This window comes from Sphingopyxis sp. Geo48, assembly GCF_949769155.1.
Taxonomy (GTDB): domain Bacteria; phylum Pseudomonadota; class Alphaproteobacteria; order Sphingomonadales; family Sphingomonadaceae; genus Sphingopyxis.
Genome location: NZ_CATKPA010000001.1, coordinates 238986 through 261809 on the forward strand (window position 1 = coordinate 238986; position 22824 = coordinate 261809).

The following is a 22824-nucleotide window of genomic DNA, read 5'->3' on the forward strand; positions in this document are numbered from 1 at the left end:
TGAAGGGGCGGACATGGCAAAGGGTCATTATCTCAAGACACTGATGCACGATCTCGAATCGCACACCGAAGTGCGGCGGTTCGGCAGCGGCTGGCTGTCGGGTTTCTTCGGGCTGCTGTTCGCGATCGCCGGCTTCTTCATGGTGATCGCGCTGCGCTTCCCCGACTGGTTCGCGACCCCCGAACTCGAGATCATCAAGAATTGGGGCGGCTTTCGCGGCGCGGTCCACCTCGTCTTGCTGATCAGCTACGGCCTGTCGTTGCTCAGCCTGCTGCTCCGCCCGCGCAAGGTGCTCGGGCTCACCGCGCTGATGATCGGGCTGGCGGCGATCCTGCTCGGCGGATCGAACGTCCAGCCGCAGGAAACGCGCGACTGGGGTATCTTCTTCGGGCTCGACTTTTTCGTCGTGAACCTGCTCGTCACCGGCTTCATGTTCGCGCCGCTCGAGCGCGCCTTCCCGCATCGCCGCGCGCAGCGGCTGTTCCGCACCGAATGGCGCGAGGATCTCTTCTATTATCTCGTGAGCACGATGTTCGTGCAGGTGCTCGGCTTCCTCGCATTGGCCCCGCAGCAGTTCGTCAACGCGCACACGAACAGCTGGGACGCGTTCCGCGCCGCGGTCGCGTCGCTGCCGTGGATCGTCCAGTTCCTGATCGTGCTCGTCGCGTCGGACCTCGCGCAATATTGGTACCACCGGCTGTTCCATAAGGTGCCGTTCCTCTGGGGCTTCCACGCGATCCATCACAGCGCCAAGTCGATGGACTGGCTTGCCGGGTCGCGGATGCATTTCGTCGAGATCATCTTGCTCCGCGCGATCACCTCGCTGCCGCTCTTCACGCTCGGCTTCTCGCCGTCGGTGATGCAGGCCTATATCGGCTTCGTCTATGTCTGGTCGTCGCTGCTCCACGCCAATGTCGGCGGCAATTTCAACCGGCTCGGCCATTGGATCGCGACGCCGCGCTTCCACCACTGGCATCACGGGCTGGAGCGCGAGGCTTTCGACGTCAATTTCGCGATCCACTTTCCCGTGCTCGACAAGATTTTCGGGACCTTTCATTTGCCCAAGGACCGCTGGCCCGAAAATTACGGCATCCCCGAGGATGTACCCAAGGCCTATTGGGGCCAGTTCCTCTATCCGTGGACGCGCACGGGCAAGAAGAGCGACGAGGCGCCCGCCGAATAGCTTGCTGCGGCGCTGGACGCTTTGTCCGCTTGTCAGCGCGGGCGCCGCGTCATAAGGGGCGGGCCGTGGGCCTCCTCGCCGCCTTTCGCCGTCCGGGCATCCTGCTGCTGCTGCCGCTGATCCTCGCGCTCGCCGCGCGGGTGCTCGTCGCGCCGGGCTGGATGATCGAGAGCGACGCGGCGGGATCGATCACCGTCCGCGTTTGTTCGGACCCGTCCAATCCGGGGGCGACGCTGACAATCCCGCTCCAGAAGGCGGGCGAGCATCAGGCGGGCGAATGGCAGCAGCATTGCCCGTGGGGCGCGCTGGCCGCGGCGCCGATCGTCCCCGACCTGCCGGCGCTGCCCGAAAAACTCGCGATCGCCGAGCCTGCGCCTGTCGCGGCCCCATCGCTCGGCTATGCGCCGGGCATCGCCTCGCCGCTCCCGCCGAGTACCGGCCCGCCGCACTTCGCCTGATCCAGCCTGAACTGCCGCCTGCGCACAATAGCGCTGCGCGGTCCCATGCCTGTATCCAGGGAAGATTTTCCGATGAATACCATTGCCAATCGCGCGGCGCCCTTGCTGGCGCTCGCCATCTGTCTCGCCGCCTCGCCAGCCCATGCCGACGAGGCCGATTCGACGATCATCGTCACCGCCCCGACCGCGACCGACGCCGCCGAAGAGCGCGCCTCGCGCACGCCGGGCGGCACCGATGTCGTGTCCTACGAAGATTATGCCGACAAATCGGTCGTCAGCTTGCGCGACACGCTCGCCTTCTCGCCCGGCGTCTATCTCCAGCCGCGCTACGGGCAGGAGGTGCGCATCTCGATCCGCGGCTCGGGTCTCTCGCGCGGGTTTCACATGCGCGGGCTGACGCTCTTGCAGGACGGGGTGCCGATCAACCTCGCCGACGACAATGGCGATTTCCAGGAGCTGGAGCCGATCTTCTTCGACCATCTCGAGGTCTATCGCGGCGCCAATGCGCTGCGCTTCGGTTCGGGGACGCTCGGCGGCGCGGTCAATGGCGTGACGCCGACCGGGCGCACGGCGGAGGGCTTCTACCTGCGCGGCGACGTCGGCAGCTTCGACAGCTATCGCGGGCTGGTGTCGGCGGGTGTCGCGGGCGACCGGGTCGATGCGTGGGGCGCGATCAGCGCCGACACCTCGAACGGCGACCGCGACCATGTGCAGCGCCGCAGCTTTCGCTTTCACGGCAATGTCGGGTTGAAGCTGAGCGACGTCGTATCGACGCGCTTCTACGCGAGCTACAATGACATCAAGCAGGAGATCCCCGGTGCGCTGACCTATAATCAGGCGCTGACCACCCCGCGCGCGGCGAGCGCGGCGGCGGTGGCGGGCGATCAGGCGCGCGATATCGTGTCGCTGCGGATCCAGAACCGCACGATGTTCGACTGGGGCGCGTTCAAGCTCGACGTCGGCGGTTTCGTCAATGCCAAGTCACTCTATCACCCGATCTTTCAGGTGATCGACCAGGATTCGGTCGACCTTGGCGGCTTCTTCCGCGCCGATTACGCGGGGGGGCCGGTCGAGGTCACGCTGGGCGGCGAATTGCGGCGCGGGACGACCGACGCCCTGCAGTTCGTGAACATCGCCGGCCGGCGTGGGGCGCTGACCTTCGACGCCGACCAGACCGCGCGCACCGCCAATATCTATGGCGAGGTGCGGGTGCGGCCGGTCGAACAGCTGACCTTGATCGCCGGCGGCGTCTATGCCGATGGCTTCCGCAAGCGGCGGGTCAATGTGTCGACTTCGCTGGACGGGCGGATCGACTTCGACGCCTTTTCGCCCAAGTTCGGTCTGTTGTTCGAACCGAGCGACGCGGTGCAGGTCTTCGCCAATTACAGCCGCTCGGCCGAATTTCCGGGCTTCGGCGAAGTGTTCCAGAATATCGGCACGCCGCCGGTCAGCCAGGTCGTCTCGACGATCCGCCCGCAGCGCGCATGGACGGCCGAGATCGGCACGCGCGGGAAGGCGGGCATAGTCAGCTGGGATCTGGCGCTGTATCGCTCGACGCTGAAGGGCGAATTGCTGCAATTTACCACCAACGCCAGCATTCCGGCGGCGACCTTCAACGCCGACCGCACGCGGCATCAGGGCGTCGAGGCGGCGCTGGAGATCGCCCCGGCTGCCTGGCTGCGGCTGCGGCAAGTCTATACCTACAGCGACTTCCGGTTCCGCAACGATGCGCAGTTCGGCGACAATCGCCTGCCGGTGGTACCGAAGCACGTCTATCGCGCCGAGGTGCGGATCGGGAGCGATGTGCTGCATGTCGCGCCCAACGTCGAGTGGGTGCCCGACGGTCCCTATGCCGATTACCGCAATCAGGTCCGCACGCCGGGCTATGCCTTGCTGGGCGTGACCGGCGGCGCCCGGATTGCCGAGGGGATCGACGCCTTTGTCGATGTGCGCAATATCACCGGCAAGAAGGCGATCGGCGACATCAGCGCGGTGATCGCCGCCACCGCGCCGTCGGTGGTCACGCCTGCGGCGTCGGCTATCTACTATCCGGTCGAGCGCCGCGCAGTGTCCGCCGGCATCCGCGCGCGTTTCTGAGGAGAGGGCAGGGGATGACCGACACCAGGCAGATTCCGCTCTATCGCACGATCTGGCGCTGGCATTTTTACGCCGGGCTGTTCGTCATCCCCTTCATCCTTGTGCTGTCGGTGACGGGCGCAGCCTATCTGTTCAAGCCGCAGATCGACCGATGGGAAGAGCGCGCATGGCGCGGGTTGCCCGCCGCCGATGCGGTCGACGCCGATGCGCAGGTCGCCGCCGCGCTCGCCGCCAACAAGGGCGCGGCCTTCCATTATTACCGCATCCCGGAGGCGCCCGGCGACGCCGCGATCGTCCATCTCGGCCTGCCCGGCGGCGCGATGCGCGATGTCGCCGTGTCGCCGCAGGGGCGCGTGATCGGGTCGGCCGATCCTGACGCGCGCTGGTCGGCGTGGCTGGCGCGCCTGCACGGCAGCCTGCTCGTCGGGCGCAGCGGCAAGCTGCTCGTCGAGCTGGCGGCAAGCTGGGCGATCGTGATGATCCTGACCGGCCTCTATCTCTGGTGGCCGCGCGGGCGCGGGCTGGCGGGGGTCGTCTGGCCGCGGCTGTCGCTCGGTGGCCGGGCGGCGCTGCGCGACCTCCATGCGGTGACCGGCTTCTGGGTCTCCGGCTTCGCGCTCGTCCTGCTCTTCACCGCGCTGCCGTGGACCGACGTCTGGGCGAGCGGATTTCGCGCGGTGCGCGCCGAAATGGGGTGGGTGTCGGGGGTGCAGGACTGGAAGGGCGGGGCGGACCCGCATGCGGCGCACGATCATCATGCGATGGCGGCGGCGCCCCCACCCGGCCACGCTTCGCGCGCGCCGCTGGAATATATCGTGATGCGTGCGCGCGCCGAGCATATGCCCGCACCCGCGATCATCCAACCGCCCGGCGCCCCCAATCTGTTCGGCCCGCCCAATGGCAACACCTGGACCCTGACCACGCTGACGCAGAACCGGCCGCTGGTGCGCAAGGTCAGCTACGACCCCGAAACGAGCCTCGAGGTCTCGCGCAGCGGTTTCGCCGACAAGCATGTCATCGACCGCGCCGTCGGCTACGGGATCGCGTGGCACGAGGGGCAGTTGTTCGGTCTCGCGAACCAGCTCGTCGGCGTGGCGACCGCGCTCGCGCTCTTCACGCTCGCGATCTCGGGATTCCTCATGTGGCGTCGCCGCAAGCCCGACGATGCGCTCGGGGCGCCGCCGCTGCCGCGCGATCCTGCGCGGCTCAAGGGCGTGGCGGCGATCGTCCTGCTGCTCGCGGCCTTCCTGCCGCTGCTCGCGGCATCGCTGATCTTGCTGTGGATCGTCGATCGGCTAATCTTGCCGCGCCTTCCGCGCGCGGCCCGGTGGCTCGGAGTCGCGCGCGTATAAAGGTTTCATTTGAAACTATTTCATGCTAGGCCGCAGCTCATGAAGGATGGCTTTACCCACGTCCACGAAGTGCCGCCGCCGGGTGCCGCGGCCGACTGGACGATTTCGCAGAATTGGGACGCCTTCACTGCCGACGAACATGCGATGTGGGACCGGCTGTTCGCGCGCCAGTCCGACATGCTGCCCGGCCGCGCGGCGGAGGCCTTCCTGCGCGGGATCGATGTGCTCAAGCTCGAGAAGCCCGGCATCCCCGACTATCGCGAGCTCAACGCGCGGCTGATGGACGCGACGGGGTGGCAGGTCGTTGCGGTGCCGGGGCTGGTGCCCGACGACGTCTTCTTCGATCATCTCGCAAACTGCCGCTTCCCCGCGGGCAATTTCATCCGCACCCCCGAACAGCTCGACTATCTGCAGGAACCCGACGTCTTTCACGACGTGTTCGGTCACGTGCCGATGCTCGCCGACCCGGTGTTCGCCGACTATATGGTCGCCTATGGCGAAGGCGGGCTCCGCAGCCTGAAATATGACGCGTTGAAACAGCTCGCCCGGCTTTACTGGTACACGGTCGAATTCGGGCTGATCCGCGAAGCCGGGGGGCTGCGTATCTATGGCGCGGGGATCGTGTCGAGTTACGCCGAAAGCGTGTTCGCGCTCGACAGCGACAGCCCGAACCGCATCGGCTTCGACCTCGCGCGGGTGATGCGGACCGACTACCGGATCGACGATTTCCAACAGAATTATTTCGTCATCGACAGCCTTGATCAGCTGCTCGACGTGACCGTGAACACCGATTTCGCACCGCTCTATGCCGCGAACGACGCGCTGCCGCCGATCGCCATTGCCGACATCCTGCCGAGCGACGAGGTGATTACGCGCGGCACGCAGGACTATGCGCTGGGGAAGCAGACCGTCTAATAAACCCCTCCCGCAAGCGGGAGGGGCAGCGAGACTTACGAGCTTGCTCGTTAGTCGCAGCGGGGTGGGCTTTCGCGAGGCCGAAAGCTCGCTATGCTCGCGCCCACCCCCAAACCCCTCCCGCCTGCGGGAGGGGGGCTTTGTTTACCAGCTCCCGAACGTTGCGTCCGCCGGATTGGACCGGTGGAGGGCGCGCTGCTTGCGCCGATAGCCGTAGCGCCGCCGCTTCACCAGCAACAGGCACGGCCATTCGGCGCTCCCGCCGCGCGCCGCAAGGCGGAAGCCCTGCGCGCGATAGGCGGCCAGCACCGGTTCCATCTGGCGCGCGATCAGCCCGGCGAGGATGGCATGGCCGCCGGGCGAGGTCGCCGCGCCGATATCGGGCGCCAGCGTGATCAGCGGCCCGGCGAGGATGTTCGCGATGACCAGATCATAGGGCGCACGGTGGCGGATCGCGGGATGATCGGTCCCCGGCGCGACCGCGAGCGCGAGCCGCCCCCCGCTGCGGCCCAGCGGCACGCCGTTGATCGCGGCATTGTCGCGGGTAACGAAGATGCTCGCGGGATCGATATCCGACGCGATCGCTTTCGCGCGCGGCCAGAGGTGCATCGCGGCAAAGGCGAGCAGGCCCGTTCCGGTGCCGATGTCGGCGATATTGCGCGGGCTCGCGCCCTGCCGCGCCAGCCGGTCGAGCATCGCCAGACAGCCCACCGTTGTGTCGTGGCCGCCGGTTCCGAAGGCCTGGCTCGCGTCGATCAGGAAGGGCACGCTGCCCGGTGGCACGCGGTCGGCATAGCTGCTGGTATGGACGAAGAAGCGCCCGGCCTGCACAGGTTCGAGTCCCTGCTGCGACAGCGTCACCCAATCCTGCTCGACCAGTTCCTCGACGTGTGGTTTCTTGCCCTTTGCGCTCGGGATCTGCGCCTGCAGCAGCCCCAGCAGCGCCGCGCCGGGCTTGTTGTCCAGATAGGCGTCGAGCTGCCACAGCCCCAAATCCTCGTCGATCTCGCGCGTCACGATGACGGGCGCCTCGGGCAACGCATCGAGTTCGGGAACCTCGCCCGACAAGGCTTCGGCCTCGTCGCGCGTGCAGGGGAGCGAGACGATCCAGCTCATTTCGGCGGCGTGCTCTCGGACGCCAGCCGGTCGGCAAGCCGCATCCTCGCACCCGCAGCATAGGCGCGGCACGATTCGGGATTGGCGAGCGTCGCCGGGTTCCCGAGCCGAGCGAAGAGGTTGCTCGCCCCCGGATGCGGCGTGATCAATATCTCGCACGGCAGCGCCTCGACCTTCGCGAAGGTCGCGCGGAAGGTCGCGACATAATCGGGATGATCGACGAACCGGTAGCCGTCGGCCGACACGGCGCTCAGGCTGTCGACATAGGCGATGATGCGGCAATCGCTGCCTTCGCACGACCGCCACGTCCAGCTCGTACCGCCGGGGGTGTGGCCCGGCGTCGCGTGCGCGGTCAGGCGCAACCCTTCGATCTCCAGCATCTCGCCGTCGCGCACGGTCCGCGCGACGGCGACGCCGCGAAAGGGCGGAATGCTGCCGCGCTGCGGGTCGGTCGCGTCGGGCTCGCCGCTGGCCAGCGCGGCTGCCGCTTCGGGCCGCGCGATGACTTGCGCACCAGTGGCCTCTTGCAGTGCCCTCAGTCCGCCGACATGGTCGAGATGCTCGTGGCTGGTCAGCAGGAACCGCACATTCTTCGGATCGAATCCCAGCGTGCGGATGTTCGCAAGGATCGATGGCGCGGCCTCTTCGGTTGCGGCGTCGATCAACACCAAACCGGCGGGCGTATCGATCAGCACCACCGATATGCCGCAGGTGCCGACATAATAGCTGTTGCCGAAAATCTTCGCGGGCGGGGCAGGGTCGCTCCAGCCGTCGCGGCCGGCGCAGGCCGCCGCGAGCGCCTTGCCGGTCGGCGCGGTGGCAAGGGCGGAGGGGGCCGCTTGCGGCGTGCAACCGGCGAGCGCCACGGCGGCGAGAAGCAGCAGCTTACCGGACATAGCTGGCTCCGTTGGCGTCGAGCACCGCCCCGGTCATCGACGCAGGTGCCTCGAGCGCGCACCAGCGCGCCATTTCGCCGATCTCTTCGGGATCGGCAACGCGGCCAAGCGGGATCTCGGCAAGCAAGGCTTCCCCGCTTCGGCCTTGAAGCGCCTCACCCGCCATGTCGGTCATCGTAAAGCCGGGACAGATGGCAAAGGCGAGGATGCCTTCCTTGGCGTAGCCGCGCGCGATCGTCTTGGTCATCGCGACCATGCCCGCCTTCGATGCCGCATAGTCCCAGTGCGCCGGACTGTCGCCGCGATAGGCGGCGCGGCTTGCGATATTGACGATGCGGCCGCCGCTGCCGCGGTCCTGCCAATGCCGAACGGCGCGGCGACAGAGCAGAGCGCTCGCAGTCAGATTGATCTGCATCGTGCGGTTCCATGCGGCAAGCCAGTCGGCGTCGGCCGTATCGATCGGATTCGCTTCGAAAATGCCGGCGTTGTTGATGAGTATGTCGATCCGCCCCTCGAGCCGGTCGAGGCCGCATTGCCACAGCGCGCCCGGAACAGCGGGATCGGAAAGGTCGCCGTCGGCGCTCGACAGCGCGACCACCCGGGTCGTGTCGAGAGTCAGGGCGTCGGCGATCGCGGCGCCGATGCCGCGGCTTGCGCCGGTGATGAAGATGCGGGTCGTCATCCCCCCGCCTTAGGGCAGGGGAATGGGCGTTGCCAAGGTCAGGCCACGCGGCGGCTGAACTCGCTCGCAGCCTTTTCAAGCGACTGGAGCCGCTCGCCCATCTTGGCGAATTCGGTGCTCAGCGTGCTGATTTCGCCCGCGACCATCCCCGAATCGTTGCGGATGCTGGCGATCGTCGACGACATCGAATCGGCGGCGAGCGCGGTCTCGTCGACGGCGGCGGTGATCGAGGTGACCGTCTGCGCCTGCGCGTCCATGGCGTCGCGGATGCGCTGCGCCGAGGTCTGGACTTCGACGATGGTCTGCTGGATCGACTGGTTGGCGCTCACCGACCCGCGCGTCGCTTGCTGGATCGCCGCGATCTTACCCGCGATATCGTCGGTCGCGCGCGCGGTTTCGTTGGCGAGGCTCTTCACCTCCTGCGCGACGACCGCAAAGCCGCGGCCCGATTCGCCGGCGCGGGCGGCTTCGATGGTGGCGTTGAGCGCGAGCAGGTTGGTCTGTCCTGCGATCTCGCGGATCAGGCCCAGGATCGACTCGATCGATTCGGCGTGGCGCGACAGCGCCTCGGACATGGCGACGGCTTCGCCCGCCTGTTCGGAGGCGCGCGTCGCGACGCTGGCCGAGGCTTCGACCTCGCTGCGCGCATCCTCGATCGCACGGATCAGGCCCGCGGCGGTCGAGGCGGCTTCGCGCATCGCCATCGCCGATTGTTCGGAGGCGGCAGCGACCTCGCTCGTCTTGGCGATCATGCCCTTCGCCGCCTGGTCGGCCGAAGCGGCCTGCCGCGCGAGCTGCTGCCGCGCGGCGTCGGTATCCTGAACCAGCGAGGCGATCGAGCGGTCGAAATCGCCCGCGAGCGCCTGACGTTCGCCCGAGATCACGGCGCGGTCCAGCTTGGTCGCATAGCGCTGCATGATGTCGAACTCGAGCAACGCGAGCCGGTTGATGGCACCGGTCAGTCGCGCCTGCCGCGCGGTGTCGCCGGCCGCGGCTTCGATGACATATTCGATGGTGAGGCGCAGGCTCTCGGCGATGCAAGACATCACCGACGCCAGCGGCAGCTTCACACGGCGTGCCATATGGGTGTTCTGGCACGCGATCGTCGCGACCTCCTGTCCCGCTGCATCGCTGTATTTGACCGCGGCGTGGCGTGCGCTGCCGCGCACATAGGATTCGAGAAGTTCGCCCTCGACCTTGCGCTCGATCCCGGGAAGCCGGTTGAAGGCGTCCCAATAGGCGCGCGCGATCATGTCCTCGCGGCCCGAGATGATGGCGTGGATTTCGGCGGCGTCTGCGGCGAGGCGTCCGTCGAGGTCATAAAAAGGGAAACGATCGGCCATCAGCACGGGATCGATCTGCTGCTTATGAATCGGATTTTCCTTCACCATGATCCTGCTTCCCTGGCCAAATTCGGACGCGCGGACTCTGTCGGTCCCCATCGTCCGCGAAACGCGTCACCGGGATATGCTGGGAGGATGGTAAAAGCGGCGTTAACCAGCCGCGGGAATTTTGGCTTCAGCGCGCCGGGTCGCCGATTTGCGCCGCCGATACCGGATAGCCCTCGAACGCCTTGATCGTGCGCAGCGCAAAGGCGCTGTGCATCGACGCGACGCCGGGCAGGCGCGACAGGCAATGGCGGTGCAGCCGGTCGAAGTCGGCGACGTTTCGCGCCGCGACGCGCAGGCGATAGTCCGACGCGCCCGACAGCAGCTGGCACTCCAGTATCTCGTCGAAGCTCTTCACCGCGCTTTCGAACGCGGTCAGCGCCTCCTCGCTCTGCGAGGTCAGGCTGATGTCGACGAAGACGTCGAGGCCGAGCCCGATCGCCTCGGGATCGAGCCGCGCGGCATAGCCGGTGATGATCCCCGCGGCCTCGAGCGCGCGGATGCGGCGATGGCACGCCGAGGGCGACAGGCCGACGATCTCGCCCAGCTCGGCGGCGGGTTTTGGCCCCTCGCGCTGCAGCAGGTGAAGCAGCTTTGTATCGATTCGATCCATAATTGTGCGTCATTTCCGCATATTGCGCTCAATATGTGCGCATCATTGCGAAATCGGGCGAGGATATGCAAGCACCTCTCGCGGCTTTACTGTTATGTTTCTCCGAAGGCTACGGATGCGGAAATTTTGCGTCCGGGCGCAGAGATATGGAGAGCGACAATGATCATCGGCACCCCCAAGGAAATCAAGAATCACGAATATCGCGTCGGCCTGACCCCCGAGAGCGCGCGCGAGCTCGTCGTCCATGGCCACCGGGTGCTGGTGCAGACCGGCGCGGGCGAAGGCATCGGTGCGCACGACGCCTTCTATCAGCAGGCGGGCGCCGAGATCGTCCAGAGTGCCGAAGAGATTTTCTCGACCTGCGACATGGTGGTGAAGGTCAAGGAGCCGCAGGCGGTCGAGCGCGCGATGCTGCGCCCCGGCCAAATTCTCTACACCTATCTCCACCTCGCGCCCGATCCCGAACAGACGCTCGACCTCATGAAGTCGGGCGCGATCTGCATCGCCTATGAAACCGTGACCTCCCCCCATGGCGGGCTGCCGCTCTTGAAGCCGATGAGCCAGGTTGCCGGCCGCATGTCGATCCAGGCCGGCGCGACCGCGCTCGAAAAGGCGCATGGCGGCCGCGGCGTGCTCCTGGGCGGCGTCCCCGGCGTGGCGCCGGGCAAGGTGTGCGTGATCGGCGGCGGCGTCGTCGGCTTCAACGCGGCGCAAATGGCCGCGGGCCTCGGCGCCGACGTCACCATCCTCGACCGCGATCCCGAGGTGCTCGAACGCGTCGGCACCTTTTTCGAGGCGCGCGCCAAGACGCGCTTCTCGAACCGCGCGAACCTCGCCGAATGCGTCGCCGAGGCCGACCTCGTGATCGGCGCGGTGCTGATCCCCGGCGCCGAGGCGCCGAAGCTCGTCAGCCGCGAGATGCTGAAGACGATGCGCCCCGGCTCGGTGCTCGTCGACGTCGCGATCGACCAGGGCGGCTGCTTCGAGACCAGCCATGCGACGACCCACGCGGACCCCACTTACGTGGTCGACGGCATCGTGCATTATGCGGTCGCGAACATGCCCGGCGCGGTGGCGCGCACCAGCACTTATGCCCTCAACAACGTCACCCTGCCGCATGCGCTGCGCATCGCAGACCTCGGGTGGAAAGAGGCATTGAAGCGCGACACGCATCTTGCGCAGGGACTCAACGTCTGGAATGGTAAGGTGACGTTCGAAGCCGTAGCGGAAGCGGTGGGAACGGATTATGTGCCTGTCGATCAGGCACTCGCCTGATAACAAGGACTTGCGTGACATGACCGATCAATCTCCCCCGCCGCCTCACGAAGAAGAGGAAAATGAAGTGCTGCGCGCCGCGCGCGAGCTTCAGGCGCAGAAGGAGGCCGCCGAGGCGACCGAAGCCGCCGACAAGGCGGCCGTGGCGAAAGGCGGCAAGAAGATCGGCTGGAAAACCGCGGCGGGCATCGGCGTCGGCTCGGCGGCCGTGCTCGCGGCGCTGCTCTACGCGAACCGCGACAAGCTGAAATAATCGCCCCTGCGCCGGTGTAGGCGCGATGTCTGTTTCGGGGTGGGGAGCGGACGTATCAACAACGTCGCCCCCCGCGGAGGCGGGGGCCGCTAGCCGCCTATTCCTGCGCGGCCGCGTAAACCGACAGCGGCCCCCGCCTGCGCGGGGGCGACGGCTTATTTCGGTCGTCAGCGGTCATCGCCTCCCGATCGGCTGCAAATGCCGGCTCTCGCCCGCACCGGCTCTTGCCTTCGCAGCGACCGGGAGCCCCCCTGCATCCAGCGAACGCCCTTCAGCCAAAATCTGCGTTCATCGCCCCCTAAGTAATTGCATATCGCGGCGGGAACGCTTAACCCGCGCCCATCGACCGATGAGAGTCAGGAAAACGGGGCTGTTATGGCTGGCAACGAACCGAGCGCGCGGCCGCTTTCGCCGCACCTTCAGGTATATAAATGGGCGCCTTCGATGGCGGTCTCGATCCTCCACCGCATCAGCGGCGACGGGCTGGCGATCGCCGGGGCGCTGATGTTCCTCTGGTGGCTCGGCGCCCTTGCCGCCGGTCCCGATGCCTATGCCGCCTTCGTCGCCTGCGTCTGGCACGATCCCAGTCCCGAGATCGGCCTGTTCCACCAGATCACGAACATTCTCGGCAAGGTCGTGCTCGTCGGCCTGACCTGGGCCTTTTTCCAGCACCTCTTCTCGGGGCTTCGCCACTTCGTCCTCGACACCGGCGCGGGCTATGAGCTCAAGACCAACAAGCTGTGGTCGGCGCTGGTGATGGTCGGTGCGGTCCTCGCGACCACCGCGACCTGGCTCTATATCGCGAAGGAGGCGCTCAATGGGTAATGGTACGCGCCTCGGTCGCGTGCGCGGGCTTGGCTCCTCGCATCACGGTTCGCATCACTGGCTGCAGCAGCGCCTGACCGCGCTCGGCAACGTCCTGCTCGTCACCTGGCTCTTAGTCTCGCTGCTCCGCCTGCCGCTCGACGACCATGCCGCGGTGCATCGCTGGGCGTCGAACCCGACCGTCGCGCTCGCGCTGATCCTGCTCGTGATCAGCGTCTTCTGGCACTTCCGGCTCGGGCTTCAGGTTCTTATCGAGGACTATGTCCATGGCGAGGCGATGCGCCTGCTCGCGATCGTCGCGCTCAACTTCTATGCCATCGGCGGTGCGGCCTACGGCATCTTCGCCATCGTCCGCATCGCATTGGTCCCCGTAGCGGGCGTTCCGGGGGGCATGTAAGATGACCGAAGCCTACAAGATCATCGACCATATCTACGACACCGTCGTCGTCGGCGCCGGCGGCTCGGGCCTGCGCGCCACGATGGGCAGCGCCGAAGCCGGCCTCAAGACCGCGTGCATCACCAAGGTGTTCCCGACCCGCAGCCACACCGTCGCGGCGCAGGGCGGCATCGCCGCCTCGCTCGGCAATAACAGCCCCGACCATTGGCAGTGGCATATGTACGACACCGTCAAGGGCTCGGACTGGCTCGGCGACCAGGATGCGATCGAATATATGGTGCGCGAGGCGCCCGCCGCGGTTTATGAACTCGAACATGCCGGCGTGCCGTTCAGCCGCAACGCCAATGGCACGATCTACCAGCGCCCGTTCGGCGGCCATATGCAGAATATGGGCGAAGGCCCGCCGGTGCAGCGCACCTGCGCCGCGGCCGACCGCACCGGCCACGCGATGCTCCACGCGCTCTATCAGCAGTCGCTGAAATATGACGCGGACTTCTTCATCGAATATTTCGCGCTCGACCTGATCATGGAAGATGGCGCGTGCCGCGGCGTGATCGCGCTGTGCATGGAGGATGGCAGCATCCACCGCTTCCGCAGCCAGGCGGTCGTGCTTGCGACGGGCGGCTATGGCCGCTGCTATTTCACCGCGACCTCGGCGCACACCTGCACCGGCGACGGCGGCGGCATGGTGCTGCGCGCCGGCCTGCCGCTGCAGGACATGGAATTCGTCCAGTTCCACCCGACCGGCATCTATGGCGCGGGCGTGCTCATCACCGAGGGCGCGCGCGGCGAGGGCGGATATCTGACGAACTCCGAAGGCGAGCGTTTCATGGAGCGCTATGCCCCCTCGGCGAAGGATCTTGCGTCGCGCGACGTCGTGTCGCGCTCGATGGCGCTCGAAATCCGCGAAGGCCGCGGCGTCGGCCCGCACGCCGACCACATCTATCTCCACCTCGACCATATCGATCCCGCGGTGCTCGCCGAGCGTCTGCCGGGGATCACCGAAAGCGGAAAGATTTTCGCGGGCGTCGACCTGACGCGCCAGCCGCTGCCGGTCGTGCCGACGGTCCATTACAATATGGGCGGCATCCCCTGTAACTATCATGGCGAAGTCGTCACGCTGAAGGACGGCAACCCCGACACCGTGGTTCCCGGCCTGTTCGCGGTCGGTGAGGCCGCCTGCGTGTCGGTCCACGGCGCGAACCGTCTCGGCTCGAACAGTCTGATCGACCTCGTCGTGTTCGGCCGCGCGACGGGCCACCGCCTCAAGGAGATCCTCACCCCCGGCGCGGCGCAGGCGCCGCTGCCGAAGGACAGCGCCGATCTGGCGCTCGGCCGCCTCGACCATTTCCGCAACGCCAATGGCGGTTCGCCGACCGCGGAAATCCGCACCGAGATGCAGCGCGCGATGTCGCAGCATGCGGCGGTGTTCCGCACCGACGAGCTGATGGCCGAGGGCAAGGAAAAGCTCGCCAAGACCTACAGCCGCATGAACGACGTCCATGTCGCCGACCGCAGCCTGATCTGGAACACCGACCTCGTCGAAACGCTCGAGCTCGACAATCTGATCGCGCAGGCGACAGTGACGATGCATTCGGCGTACAACCGCAAGGAAAGCCGCGGCGCCCACGCGCACGAGGATTTCCCCAACCGCGACGACAAGGTGTGGATGAAGCACACGATCAGCTGGTTCGACGGCTGGGGCGGCAAGGGCGGCGGCGTCCGCCTCGATTACCGTCCGGTCCACGAATATACGCTGACCGACGACGCCGAATATATCAAGCCGAAGGCGCGCGTTTACTAGGACGGATTGGCGCGATGCCCCGGCCGCAGGCCGGGGCGCCTTATTCGCTGCCGAACAGGCTTTTCGACGGATTGATGTCGGCGAAGGGTTCCTTGACCTGCTCGCCCATGACCCACAGCTTGTGGCAGGCGATGGTGAAGAACATCACCGCGATCGTCCAGACGATGATCGTCTTGATAATCTGCCACCTTTTGGCTTCATAGGCGGCCTTGGCGCGGGCCTTATAGTCGATGCCGAGCTCGCTTTCGAACTCGGCCACCAGCTGCGCGCGGCGGGTGCGCGATATGTTCGCGAGACTCGCGTTTTGCATAGTGTCTTCTTTCGAGCGGCGAGTCGCCATCACCCACACCCAATGGTCCCGATTGTCCAGCCTCCGGTCATAGACAAACAGCCCTGACAAAGGGTTAACCGGGCCGCGGCGATGCGATCAGTCGAGTGCGATTCCGATCAGCTTGATCCGCGCCGCCGCCCCGCGCAGCAGGGTCAGATCGCGCCGCGGAAGGTCCAATGCTGCCGCCAGCACGGCCAGCACTGCGTCATTGGCGGCGCCGTCGGCGGGCGACGCGGTGACCCGCACCTGCACCGCGCCCTCGACGATCCGCACCTCGTCGCGCCGCGCGCCCGGCGTCACGCGCACCTCCAGCCGGCCCGGCGCTGCAAGGATGCGCAGTGCCGCGGTCAGCGCGGGGTCGGGGCGATATTTCAGACGGTGACGACCAGCTTGCCGACCGCGGTCCGGTCGCCGAGCTTGGCGATCGCCTTGCCGCCGTCGGCGAGCGCGAAGCTTTCGGTGACGCGCGGCTTGATCTTGCCCTGTTCCCACAGCTGGAACAGCCGCGCGATATTGGCGCGGTTGCGCGCCGGTTCGCGCATCACGAACGCGCCCCAGAAGACGCCCGCGACGTCGCAGCTCTTAAGCAGGGTCAGATTGAGCGGCAGGCGCGGGATGCCCGCAGGGAAGCCGACCACGAGATAGCGGCCTTCCCATGCGATCGACCGCAATGCCGGCTCGGCATAATCGCCGCCGACCGCGTCGTAGATGACGTTCGCGCCATTGGGACCGACCGCTTCCTTGAACTTGTTGGCGAGCTCTTTCGACTGGTCCTTGTCGAACGGCTGGCGGCCATAGACGACGACCTCGTCGGCGCCCGCCTGACGCGCGATCTCGCCCTTCTCCTCGCTCGACACGCCCGCGACGACGCGTGCGCCGAATGCCTTGCCGAGCTCGACTGCGGCAATGCCGACGCCGCCCGATGCACCGAGTACGAGCAGCGTGTCGCCTTCCTCGATATGCCCGCGATCGACGAGCGCATGGATGCTGGTGCCATAAGTCATCAGCAGCGACGCGCCCTCGGCGAAACCATGGCTTTCGGGCAGGTGATAGACATTGTGGACCGAGACCGCGACCGCCTCGGACATGCCGCCGTTGCCGCAGCCCGCGATCACGCGCTCGCCGACCTTGAACTCGGTCACGCCTTCGCCGACCTCGGCGACGAGGCCGGCGACTTCGCCACCGGGCGCGAAGGGGCGTTCGGGTTTGAACTGATATTTATCCTCGATGATCAGCACGTCGGGGAAGTTGACCGCGCAGGCCTTCACATCGATCACGATCTGGCCCTTGCCCGCGGTCGGGCGCGGCAGTTCGCCAAGGGCGAGCGTTTCGGGGCCGCCGGTTGCGGTCGACAAGAGAGCCTTCATCATCTTCTCCTCTGTTTGATTATCAGGCGGCGGGCCGCATCCACGGCCGCTCGGCATCGAGCTTCGCTTCATAGGCGCCGATCGCGGCGTCGCTCTTTTCGGTCAGCGAAATCTCGTCGAGCCCTTCGAGCAGGCACATCTTGCGGAAGGGATCGATCTCGAAGACAAATCGGTCCTGGAACGGCGTAGTCACCGTCTGGGTGTCGAGGTCGACATGCACCGGATCGGTCTGTGCGACCTCCATCAGCCGGTCGATCGCCGCTTGCGGCAGCACCACGGGCAGGATGCCGTTCTTGACCGCATTGCCCGAGAAGATGTCCGAATAGGAGGGCGCGATGACGACGCGGATGCCAAGGTCGCCGAGCGCCCAGGCGGCATGCTCGCGGCTCGACCCGCACCCGAAATTGTCGCCCGCGATCAGGATCGGCGCGCCTTTATACTCGGCGCTGTCGAACAGATTGTCGGGATCGGCCCGCAGCGTCTCGAACGCGCCCTTGCCCATGCCCTCGCGGCTGGTGGTTTTCAGCCAGTGCGCCGGGATGATGACGTCGGTGTCGACGTTCTTGAGGCCCAGCGGGATCGCGCGGCCTTCGACTTTCTCGATCGGCGTCATGCCATCAACTCCCGCACATCGGTGAGCCTGCCGGTCACCGCCGCCGCCGCCGCCATTGCGGGGCTGACCAGATGCGTGCGGCTGCCGGGGCCCTGACGGCCGACGAAGTTGCGGTTGCTCGTGCTGGCGCAGCGCTCGCCGGCGGGCACCTTGTCGGGGTTCATCGCGAGGCAGGCCGAGCAGCCCGGCTCGCGCCACTCCAGCCCCGCATCGGTGAAGATGCGGTCGAGCCCTTCGGCTTCGGCCTGCGCCTTCACCAGCCCCGATCCGGGAACGACGATCGCCCATTTGACGTTGTCGGCCTTCTTGCGGCCCTTCACGATCGCGGCGGCGGCGCGCATGTCCTCGATGCGGCTGTTGGTGCAGCTGCCGATGAAGATATTCTCGATTCTGACGTCCTGCATTCGCGTGCCGGGTTCGAGGCCCATGTAAGCGAGCGACTTGGCTGCCGCGGCCTGCTTCGACGGATCGGCGAAGCTCGCAGGGTCGGGGACGGTACCGGTGATCGGGACGACATCCTCGGGGCTGGTACCCCAGGTCACGCTGGGCGCGATATCGGCGGCGTCGATCACGACAGTCTTGTCATAGGTCGCACCGGGGTCGGTCGCGAGGCTTTTCCAGTAGGCGACCGCCGCGTCCCAGTCGGCGCCCCTGGGCGCATAGGGGCGACCCTTGAGATAGGCGAAGGTTGTCTCGTCGGGCGCGATCAGTCCCGCGCGGGCGCCGCCCTCGATCGCCATGTTACTCACGGTCAGGCGGCCCTCGATGCTGAGTGCGCGGATCGCGCTGCCGGTATATTCGATGACATGGCCGGTGCCGCCCGCGGCGCCGATCGTGCCGGTGATGTGGAGGATGATATCCTTCGCGGTCACGCCGGGGCCGACCTCGCCCTCGACGCGGACTTCCATCGTCTTCGCGGGCTGTAACAGCAAGGTCTGCGTGGCCAGCACGTGCTCGACCTCGCTCGTCCCGATGCCGAAGGCGAGCGCGCCGATGCCGCCGTGGCACGCGGTATGGCTGTCGCCGCACACGATCGTCGTGCCGGGCAGCGAAAAGCCCTGCTCAGGGCCGACTACATGGACGATGCCCTGTTCGGGCGCGACCGCGTCGATGTAGCGGATGCCGAACTCGGGCGCGTTCTTCTCGAGCGCCGCCAGCTGCGCCGCGCTCTCAGGATCGGCGATCGGCAGCTTGTTTCCACCCGCATCCTTGCGCGCCGTCGTCGGCAGATTGTGGTCGGGCACCGCCAGCGTCAGGTCGGGACGGCGGACGGTGCGCCCGCTCGCGCGGAGCCCCGCGAAGGCCTGCGGGCTGGTGACTTCATGAACGAGATGGCGGTCGATGAAGATCAGGCAGGTACCGTCGGGGCGCTGTTCGACGACATGCGCGTCCCAGATTTTCTCATAGAGGGTGCGGGGCCGGGTCATGCCGGTTCACTTACGCCAGTCGGATAACAATGCAAGCGAGTGGGACACAAAAACGCAATTTTCGGTCGCACGACCATCCTTTCTTCGTCATGCCGGACTCGATCCGGCATCCCGCTATGCGACGCTGATCAGCGGGACCCCGGATCCAGTCCGGGGTGACGAGAGATGATGGCGCTGTTGCCGTAACAAGCCTATAATCAATCAATGTCCACGCTCGCCATCGTCACTGTCGTCCTCGCCACCGTCGTGGCCATGGAGTTCGTCGCCTGGGCGAGCCACAAATATATCATGCACGGCTTCGGCTGGGCATGGCACCGCGACCATCATGAACCGCACGACCGCGTTCTGGAGAAAAATGACCTGTTCGCCATCGTCGGCGCGGCGATGAGCATTGCGATGTTCGCGATCGGCAGCCCGATGATCCTCGGCGATTCGGCATGGGAGCCGGGGACATGGATCGGGCTCGGCATCCTTTTCTACGGCATCATCTATACGCTGGTGCACGACGGGCTGGTGCATCAGCGCTATTTCCGCTGGGTGCCGCGCCGAGGCTACGCCAAGCGGCTGGTGCAAGCGCACAAGCTCCACCATGCGACGATCGGCAAGGAGGGCGGGGTGAGCTTCGGTTTCGTGCTCGCGCGCGATCCCGCGAAGCTCAAGGCCGAATTGAGGGCGCAGCGCGAGGCTGGGGTTGCCGTGGTGCGCGAGGCGCTGACCGAATGACCAAAACGCCGTCTCCCCGAGCGAAGACGAGGGGCCCGTTCGAGCGAAGCGAGAACCCGTGCGGTCGCTGCCTCGACTTCGCTCGGCAAAGCCCTCGTCTTCGCTCGGGGATGCGGATGTTTCCTAACCCGTTCGGTAATCCGCCGTGATGACGCCCGCCGCCGCCAGTTCGGCTTCATGACTCTCCTCGCGCCACGTTTCCAGCAGCGCCTGCCGCTCCCATTCGACCATCGCGGGATGCGCCAGCACATGGTCGACCCATGCCTGCCCGCCGCCGACGTCGAGGCCGTAAGTGCGGATGCGGAAGGCGACCGGTGCGAAAAAGGCGTCGACGGCTGAGAAGTCGGTCCCCGCCAGCCACGGCCCGCCAAACCGCCCGAGGCCTTCCTCGAAAAGCTCACGGATACGCGACACGTTGCTGCGCAGCGCATCCGACATCGGCTTCGGCGTAACGCGCACCCCGACATTCATCGTGCAATCGTTGCGCAGCGCCGCAAAACCGCTGTGCATCTCCGCCGTCGCGCACTGCGCCCAGGCGCGCGCGTCCGGATCGGCGGGCCACACGCCCGCGTGCCGGTCGGCAAGATAGAGCGCGATGCCGAGCGAGTCGTAGATGGTGCGCCCTTCGTGCAGCAGCGCCGGAACCTGGCCGGTCGGCGAGAAGCTGCGGAACGCCTCGTAATTCACGGGCTTGGCGAAGGGCTCGATCCGGTCCTCGAACGATAGGCCCAGCGCGCGCATCAGCACCCACGGCCGCAGCGACCAGCTCGAATAATTGCGGTTGGCGGTGATCAGCACATACATGCGTCGCGCTCCTGACGGGCGAGGGGAGAGGTGTAGCCGGGGTCATGCGCGAAGGGGAGCGGCGTCCGGTTACGCAGTGCGGTCAGCACGCTGCCGAAGTCGGTTTCCGCCCGCCAGCCGAAGCGGCGCTCGGCACGCGACGGATCGTACACGCGGTCGATGGTCTCGGGGAGCACCCAATTTTCGGCCGCATAAAGTTCGGCCGCATCGGGAAAATGGCGCGCGATCACGGCGCGGGCATCGCGCGCCAACTCTTCGGCATCTTCACGCACGAAAGGCGGCGGGGCCGAGAGGATGAAGGTGTCGCAGCCGATCTTCGGCGCGGCTTCCAGCGCGGCGAGATGCGCTGCGGCGGCATCCTCGACGGTCAGGCGGCGGCCCAGCAGTTCGTTCGCTTTCAGGTTCGGCCCACTCGGGACCGCATGGGTGTCGTCATCCTCGGGAAAGAAGCGCCCGGTGCGCAGGATCAGGGCATGGATGCCATGCTCGCGGTGCACCAGCCTCACCGCCTGCTCGGCGGCAAGCTTGGTGATGCCATAGATGTTGCGCGGCTCGAGCGGACCGAAATCCTCGTCCATCCACCACGCGCCATGCACGCCCGCGCCTTCGCGCACATCGGCGCGCACCATCAGCGAGGTGGTCGAGGTGAAGAGGAAGCGGTCGTTCCCGGCCGCGACTGCCGCCTCGATCAGGTTGAGCGTGCCCGTCACGTTGACGTCGATAAAGGCCTGCCGCGGATAGCGGACGATATCGGGCTTGTGCAGCGCACCGCCATGGATGACGGCCTCGATCCCATGCTCGCCCATCGTCCGGTCGATCAGCGTGCGGTCGGCGACGGTCCCGATCACCTGCGTATGGGTGCCGGGCACGACATCGAGCCCGGTCACCGCATGGCCGTTTTCAGTCAGCAGCGGGGCGAGAGTGCGCCCGAGCCAGCCCGACGATCCGGTAAGCAGCACGCGCATCGATGATTCTCCTCTTCGCTTTGACGCGCCCGATACACGGGGCAGGGAAGGCGCGCGCTACTTTTTGAGGCTCGCGGTGACCGGCCCGGCCCCCGCCGCGCCGCCAGTCGCCGGGGGCAGTTCGCTGAGGTCGAGCCAGGCGGCGTCCGCGCGCCCGTGATAACTGTCGATCGCCGCAAACGGGATGCGGAAGGGAAAGCCCCAATCGCTGTTCCACAGCGCGACGATGCCCGTCTTCGTGGCCGGTTCGAAAATCATCGTCGCGCGGTAGCCCGACACCGCACCCGAATGCCCCTCGAGCCGGTGGCCGTCATAGCTGAAGCTCCGCCAGCCGAGCCCGTAGCCGGCATCGCTGATCGCCTGCCGCAACGAGCCCCCATACAGGCGGTCGGTGGCAACGCGGGGGTGATGCGCGATCTGCAACACGCGGGCAGGCAGCACATCGGGGCGGTTCCCCATCATCGCCTGCATCCACGTTGCGAAGTCGACGATATCGCTTTCGACCCCCGCCGCGGCGGGCACGCGCCAATAGGCTGCCTTGGCGGGGAGGACCTGTGCGCCGCGATGCGGGCGCGCCCAGTCCTTCGCGCCCGTCAGCCGTTCCATCCCGTAACCTGCGCTGACCATGCCGAGCGGCAGGAACAGGCGATCCTCGACCGCGTCGCCGAACGGCTTGTGCGCCGCCTTCGCCAGAACCTCGCTTGCGGCGTCGAAGGCGATATTCTGATAGGTGTGGCAGGTGCCGGGCTCGCATTGCAGGGGCGCGGCGGAAAGGCCCGCGCGCAGCTGGGCGGGATCCTGTCCCTCTTCCAGCTTTTCGTCATAGGCGTTTTTGGTAAGGCCCGTGCGCTGCGACAGCACATCGGCCAGCGTAATCCGTGCTTCGGCGCCCCCCGGCAGGCGCAGCGAACTGTGCCAGTCGGCGACCGGATGGTCGAGATCGACGGTACCTTCCTTCGCCATCGTCGCCGCCATCGCGCCCGTCGCGGTCTTCGAGACCGAGGCCCAGCGGAACAGGGTCTGCAGCGTGACTGGCGTCCCGGTTGACTTGTCGGCAACGCCATAGGCGCGGACAAAGCGCAATTTGCCATCCTCGACCACCGCGACCGCGAGGCCCGCCATCTCGGGTCGCTGCGCAAGGGCGGACAATTGCCGGTCGAGCGTCTTGTAATCGATCCGCCCCTGCCATTCGGCGGGCGTGTCGGGCAGGTTTTCGGAGGGCCGGAACGGGATCGGGATGCTGGCGAGCGGTTGGCTGCTGCCAAAGGCGCGAACGCCGAACCAGCCGGCCGATACCAGCGCGGCCACCGCAATCAGACTTACAATAACGCGCTTCATGG

At 66.7% G+C, this 22824-nt stretch carries 24 protein-coding genes; 11 read left to right on the forward strand and 13 right to left on the reverse strand.

The features are described from left to right. Positions 1–13: 13 nt before the first annotated feature. The 5 genes from QOL79_RS01225 (at position 14) to phhA (ending at position 6005) form a co-directional block, all read left to right on the forward strand. Positions 14–1183 (forward strand): sterol desaturase family protein, encoded by a 1170-nt coding sequence (locus QOL79_RS01225; protein WP_283418358.1) that lies wholly within the window; start codon positions 14–16, stop codon positions 1181–1183. A gap of 65 nt (positions 1184–1248) precedes the next feature. Then, the gene (locus QOL79_RS01230) at positions 1249–1641 is read left to right on the forward strand and encodes a hypothetical protein (protein ID WP_283418359.1); all 393 of its coding nucleotides are present in this window, start codon (positions 1249–1251) and stop codon (positions 1639–1641) included. Between the two features lie 72 nt (positions 1642–1713). Then, complete coding sequence (locus QOL79_RS01235) at positions 1714–3738, forward strand: TonB-dependent receptor family protein (protein WP_283418360.1); 2025 nt, start codon at positions 1714–1716, stop codon at positions 3736–3738. 14 nt (positions 3739–3752) lie between these two features. After that, entirely contained in the window at positions 3753–5090 is a 1338-nt protein-coding gene (locus tag QOL79_RS01240; RefSeq protein WP_283418361.1) for a PepSY-associated TM helix domain-containing protein, read from the forward strand. A gap of 39 nt (positions 5091–5129) precedes the next feature. Further along, complete coding sequence (gene phhA / locus QOL79_RS01245; RefSeq protein WP_283418362.1) at positions 5130–6005, forward strand: phenylalanine 4-monooxygenase; 876 nt, start codon at positions 5130–5132, stop codon at positions 6003–6005. 144 nt (positions 6006–6149) lie between these two features. Here phhA and QOL79_RS01250 read toward each other — a convergent pair whose 3' ends face one another. The 5 genes from QOL79_RS01250 to QOL79_RS01270 form a co-directional block, all read right to left on the reverse strand. After that, the gene (locus QOL79_RS01250; protein WP_283418363.1) at positions 6150–7121 is read right to left on the reverse strand and encodes a 50S ribosomal protein L11 methyltransferase; all 972 of its coding nucleotides are present in this window, start codon (positions 7119–7121) and stop codon (positions 6150–6152) included. Further along, positions 7118–8017, reverse strand: a complete 900-nt coding sequence (gene bla, locus QOL79_RS01255; RefSeq protein ID WP_283418364.1) for a subclass B3 metallo-beta-lactamase — start codon at positions 8015–8017, stop codon at positions 7118–7120. The genes QOL79_RS01250 and bla overlap by 4 nt, the downstream gene beginning before the upstream one ends. Next, entirely contained in the window at positions 8007–8699 is a 693-nt protein-coding gene (locus tag QOL79_RS01260) for an SDR family NAD(P)-dependent oxidoreductase (RefSeq protein WP_283418365.1), read from the reverse strand. Before QOL79_RS01260 ends, bla begins: the two co-directional genes overlap by 11 nt. 38 nt (positions 8700–8737) lie before the next feature. Then, on the reverse strand, positions 8738–10090 hold the full coding sequence (locus tag QOL79_RS01265; protein WP_058456960.1) for a methyl-accepting chemotaxis protein: 1353 nt from the start codon (positions 10088–10090) through the stop codon (positions 8738–8740). A 127-nt stretch (positions 10091–10217) separates the two neighbouring features. Then, on the reverse strand, positions 10218–10700 hold the full coding sequence (locus QOL79_RS01270; RefSeq protein ID WP_058456961.1) for an Lrp/AsnC family transcriptional regulator: 483 nt from the start codon (positions 10698–10700) through the stop codon (positions 10218–10220). Between the two features lie 159 nt (positions 10701–10859). On the opposite strand from QOL79_RS01270, the gene ald reads away from it, so the two are divergent. From ald to sdhA, 5 genes are all read left to right on the forward strand, one after another. After that, the gene (gene ald / locus QOL79_RS01275; RefSeq protein WP_058456962.1) at positions 10860–11975 is read left to right on the forward strand and encodes an alanine dehydrogenase; all 1116 of its coding nucleotides are present in this window, start codon (positions 10860–10862) and stop codon (positions 11973–11975) included. Between the two features lie 19 nt (positions 11976–11994). Further along, a complete protein-coding gene (locus QOL79_RS01280; RefSeq protein WP_058456963.1) occupies positions 11995–12228 on the forward strand; it encodes a hypothetical protein in 234 nt (77 codons plus the stop codon). Positions 12229–12672: 444 nt separating this feature from the next. After that, positions 12673–13053, forward strand: coding sequence for a succinate dehydrogenase, cytochrome b556 subunit (gene sdhC / locus QOL79_RS01285; protein ID WP_502957442.1), 381 nt, complete (start codon positions 12673–12675; stop codon positions 13051–13053). Then, on the forward strand, positions 13046–13450 hold the full coding sequence (gene sdhD, locus QOL79_RS01290) for a succinate dehydrogenase, hydrophobic membrane anchor protein (protein ID WP_283418367.1): 405 nt from the start codon (positions 13046–13048) through the stop codon (positions 13448–13450). The genes sdhC and sdhD overlap by 8 nt, the downstream gene beginning before the upstream one ends. A gap of 1 nt (position 13451) precedes the next feature. Next, complete coding sequence (gene sdhA, locus QOL79_RS01295; protein WP_283418368.1) at positions 13452–15254, forward strand: succinate dehydrogenase flavoprotein subunit; 1803 nt, start codon at positions 13452–13454, stop codon at positions 15252–15254. Positions 15255–15294: 40 nt separating this feature from the next. On the opposite strand, the gene QOL79_RS01300 is transcribed toward sdhA, so the two are convergent. The 5 genes from QOL79_RS01300 to leuC form a co-directional block, all read right to left on the reverse strand. Further along, on the reverse strand, positions 15295–15564 hold the full coding sequence (locus QOL79_RS01300) for a hypothetical protein (protein ID WP_231729000.1): 270 nt from the start codon (positions 15562–15564) through the stop codon (positions 15295–15297). 117 nt (positions 15565–15681) lie between these two features. Further along, complete coding sequence (locus QOL79_RS01305; RefSeq protein ID WP_283418369.1) at positions 15682–15891, reverse strand: DUF167 domain-containing protein; 210 nt, start codon at positions 15889–15891, stop codon at positions 15682–15684. Positions 15892–15956: 65 nt separating this feature from the next. Continuing rightward, entirely contained in the window at positions 15957–16952 is a 996-nt protein-coding gene (locus QOL79_RS01310) for an NADPH:quinone oxidoreductase family protein (protein ID WP_058456968.1), read from the reverse strand. A 22-nt stretch (positions 16953–16974) separates the two neighbouring features. Next, positions 16975–17565 (reverse strand): 3-isopropylmalate dehydratase small subunit, encoded by a 591-nt coding sequence (leuD, locus tag QOL79_RS01315; RefSeq protein ID WP_058456969.1) that lies wholly within the window; start codon positions 17563–17565, stop codon positions 16975–16977. Beyond that, positions 17562–18992 carry a 3-isopropylmalate dehydratase large subunit gene (leuC, locus tag QOL79_RS01320; protein ID WP_283418370.1) on the reverse strand — a complete coding sequence of 477 codons (1431 nt, stop codon included), beginning with the start codon at positions 18990–18992 and terminating at the stop codon, positions 17562–17564. The genes leuD and leuC overlap by 4 nt, the downstream gene beginning before the upstream one ends. 204 nt (positions 18993–19196) lie before the next feature. Between leuC and QOL79_RS01325 the strand changes: the two genes are divergently transcribed. After that, positions 19197–19715, forward strand: coding sequence for a sterol desaturase family protein (locus QOL79_RS01325; protein WP_283418371.1), 519 nt, complete (start codon positions 19197–19199; stop codon positions 19713–19715). Between the two features lie 123 nt (positions 19716–19838). Here QOL79_RS01325 and QOL79_RS01330 read toward each other — a convergent pair whose 3' ends face one another. From QOL79_RS01330 to QOL79_RS01340, 3 genes are read right to left on the reverse strand one after another with little or no spacing between them, the layout of a single operon-like run. Next, positions 19839–20519 carry a glutathione S-transferase family protein gene (locus QOL79_RS01330; RefSeq protein ID WP_283418372.1) on the reverse strand — a complete coding sequence of 227 codons (681 nt, stop codon included), beginning with the start codon at positions 20517–20519 and terminating at the stop codon, positions 19839–19841. After that, a complete protein-coding gene (locus QOL79_RS01335) occupies positions 20507–21484 on the reverse strand; it encodes an NAD-dependent epimerase/dehydratase family protein (RefSeq protein WP_283418373.1) in 978 nt (325 codons plus the stop codon). Before QOL79_RS01335 ends, QOL79_RS01330 begins: the two co-directional genes overlap by 13 nt. Positions 21485–21541: 57 nt before the next feature. Then, positions 21542–22822: a serine hydrolase domain-containing protein gene (locus QOL79_RS01340; protein WP_283418374.1), complete on the reverse strand. Its 1281-nt coding sequence runs from the start codon at positions 22820–22822 to the stop codon at positions 21542–21544. Positions 22823–22824 lie beyond the last annotated feature (2 nt).

What these genes read in the sequence shown, in the direction of transcription:
- ald (WP_058456962.1), top strand. Translation starts at nt 10,860, where the DNA reads ATGATCATCGGCACCCCCAAGGAAATCAAGAATCACGAATATCGCGTC.
- sdhD (WP_283418367.1), top strand. Translation starts at nt 13,046, where the DNA reads ATGGGTAATGGTACGCGCCTCGGTCGCGTGCGCGGGCTTGGCTCCTCG.
- leuC (WP_283418370.1), bottom strand. Translation starts at nt 18,992, where the DNA reads ATGACCCGGCCCCGCACCCTCTATGAGAAAATCTGGGACGCGCATGTC.
- QOL79_RS01335 (WP_283418373.1), bottom strand. Translation starts at nt 21,484, where the DNA reads ATGCGCGTGCTGCTTACCGGATCGTCGGGCTGGCTCGGGCGCACTCTC.
- QOL79_RS01330 (WP_283418372.1), bottom strand. Translation starts at nt 20,519, where the DNA reads ATGTATGTGCTGATCACCGCCAACCGCAATTATTCGAGCTGGTCGCTG.
- QOL79_RS01280 (WP_058456963.1), top strand. Translation starts at nt 11,995, where the DNA reads ATGACCGATCAATCTCCCCCGCCGCCTCACGAAGAAGAGGAAAATGAA.
- QOL79_RS01310 (WP_058456968.1), bottom strand. Translation starts at nt 16,952, where the DNA reads ATGAAGGCTCTCTTGTCGACCGCAACCGGCGGCCCCGAAACGCTCGCC.
- QOL79_RS01260 (WP_283418365.1), bottom strand. Translation starts at nt 8,699, where the DNA reads ATGACGACCCGCATCTTCATCACCGGCGCAAGCCGCGGCATCGGCGCC.
- QOL79_RS01235 (WP_283418360.1), top strand. Translation starts at nt 1,714, where the DNA reads ATGAATACCATTGCCAATCGCGCGGCGCCCTTGCTGGCGCTCGCCATC.
- QOL79_RS01300 (WP_231729000.1), bottom strand. Translation starts at nt 15,564, where the DNA reads ATGCAAAACGCGAGTCTCGCGAACATATCGCGCACCCGCCGCGCGCAG.
- QOL79_RS01270 (WP_058456961.1), bottom strand. Translation starts at nt 10,700, where the DNA reads ATGGATCGAATCGATACAAAGCTGCTTCACCTGCTGCAGCGCGAGGGG.
- QOL79_RS01240 (WP_283418361.1), top strand. Translation starts at nt 3,753, where the DNA reads ATGACCGACACCAGGCAGATTCCGCTCTATCGCACGATCTGGCGCTGG.
- sdhA (WP_283418368.1), top strand. Translation starts at nt 13,452, where the DNA reads ATGACCGAAGCCTACAAGATCATCGACCATATCTACGACACCGTCGTC.
- bla (WP_283418364.1), bottom strand. Translation starts at nt 8,017, where the DNA reads ATGTCCGGTAAGCTGCTGCTTCTCGCCGCCGTGGCGCTCGCCGGTTGC.
- QOL79_RS01225 (WP_283418358.1), top strand. Translation starts at nt 14, where the DNA reads ATGGCAAAGGGTCATTATCTCAAGACACTGATGCACGATCTCGAATCG.
- sdhC (WP_502957442.1), top strand. Translation starts at nt 12,673, where the DNA reads ATGGCGGTCTCGATCCTCCACCGCATCAGCGGCGACGGGCTGGCGATC.
- phhA (WP_283418362.1), top strand. Translation starts at nt 5,130, where the DNA reads ATGAAGGATGGCTTTACCCACGTCCACGAAGTGCCGCCGCCGGGTGCC.
- QOL79_RS01340 (WP_283418374.1), bottom strand. Translation starts at nt 22,822, where the DNA reads ATGAAGCGCGTTATTGTAAGTCTGATTGCGGTGGCCGCGCTGGTATCG.
- QOL79_RS01250 (WP_283418363.1), bottom strand. Translation starts at nt 7,121, where the DNA reads ATGAGCTGGATCGTCTCGCTCCCCTGCACGCGCGACGAGGCCGAAGCC.
- QOL79_RS01325 (WP_283418371.1), top strand. Translation starts at nt 19,197, where the DNA reads ATGTCCACGCTCGCCATCGTCACTGTCGTCCTCGCCACCGTCGTGGCC.
- QOL79_RS01265 (WP_058456960.1), bottom strand. Translation starts at nt 10,090, where the DNA reads ATGGTGAAGGAAAATCCGATTCATAAGCAGCAGATCGATCCCGTGCTG.
- leuD (WP_058456969.1), bottom strand. Translation starts at nt 17,565, where the DNA reads ATGACGCCGATCGAGAAAGTCGAAGGCCGCGCGATCCCGCTGGGCCTC.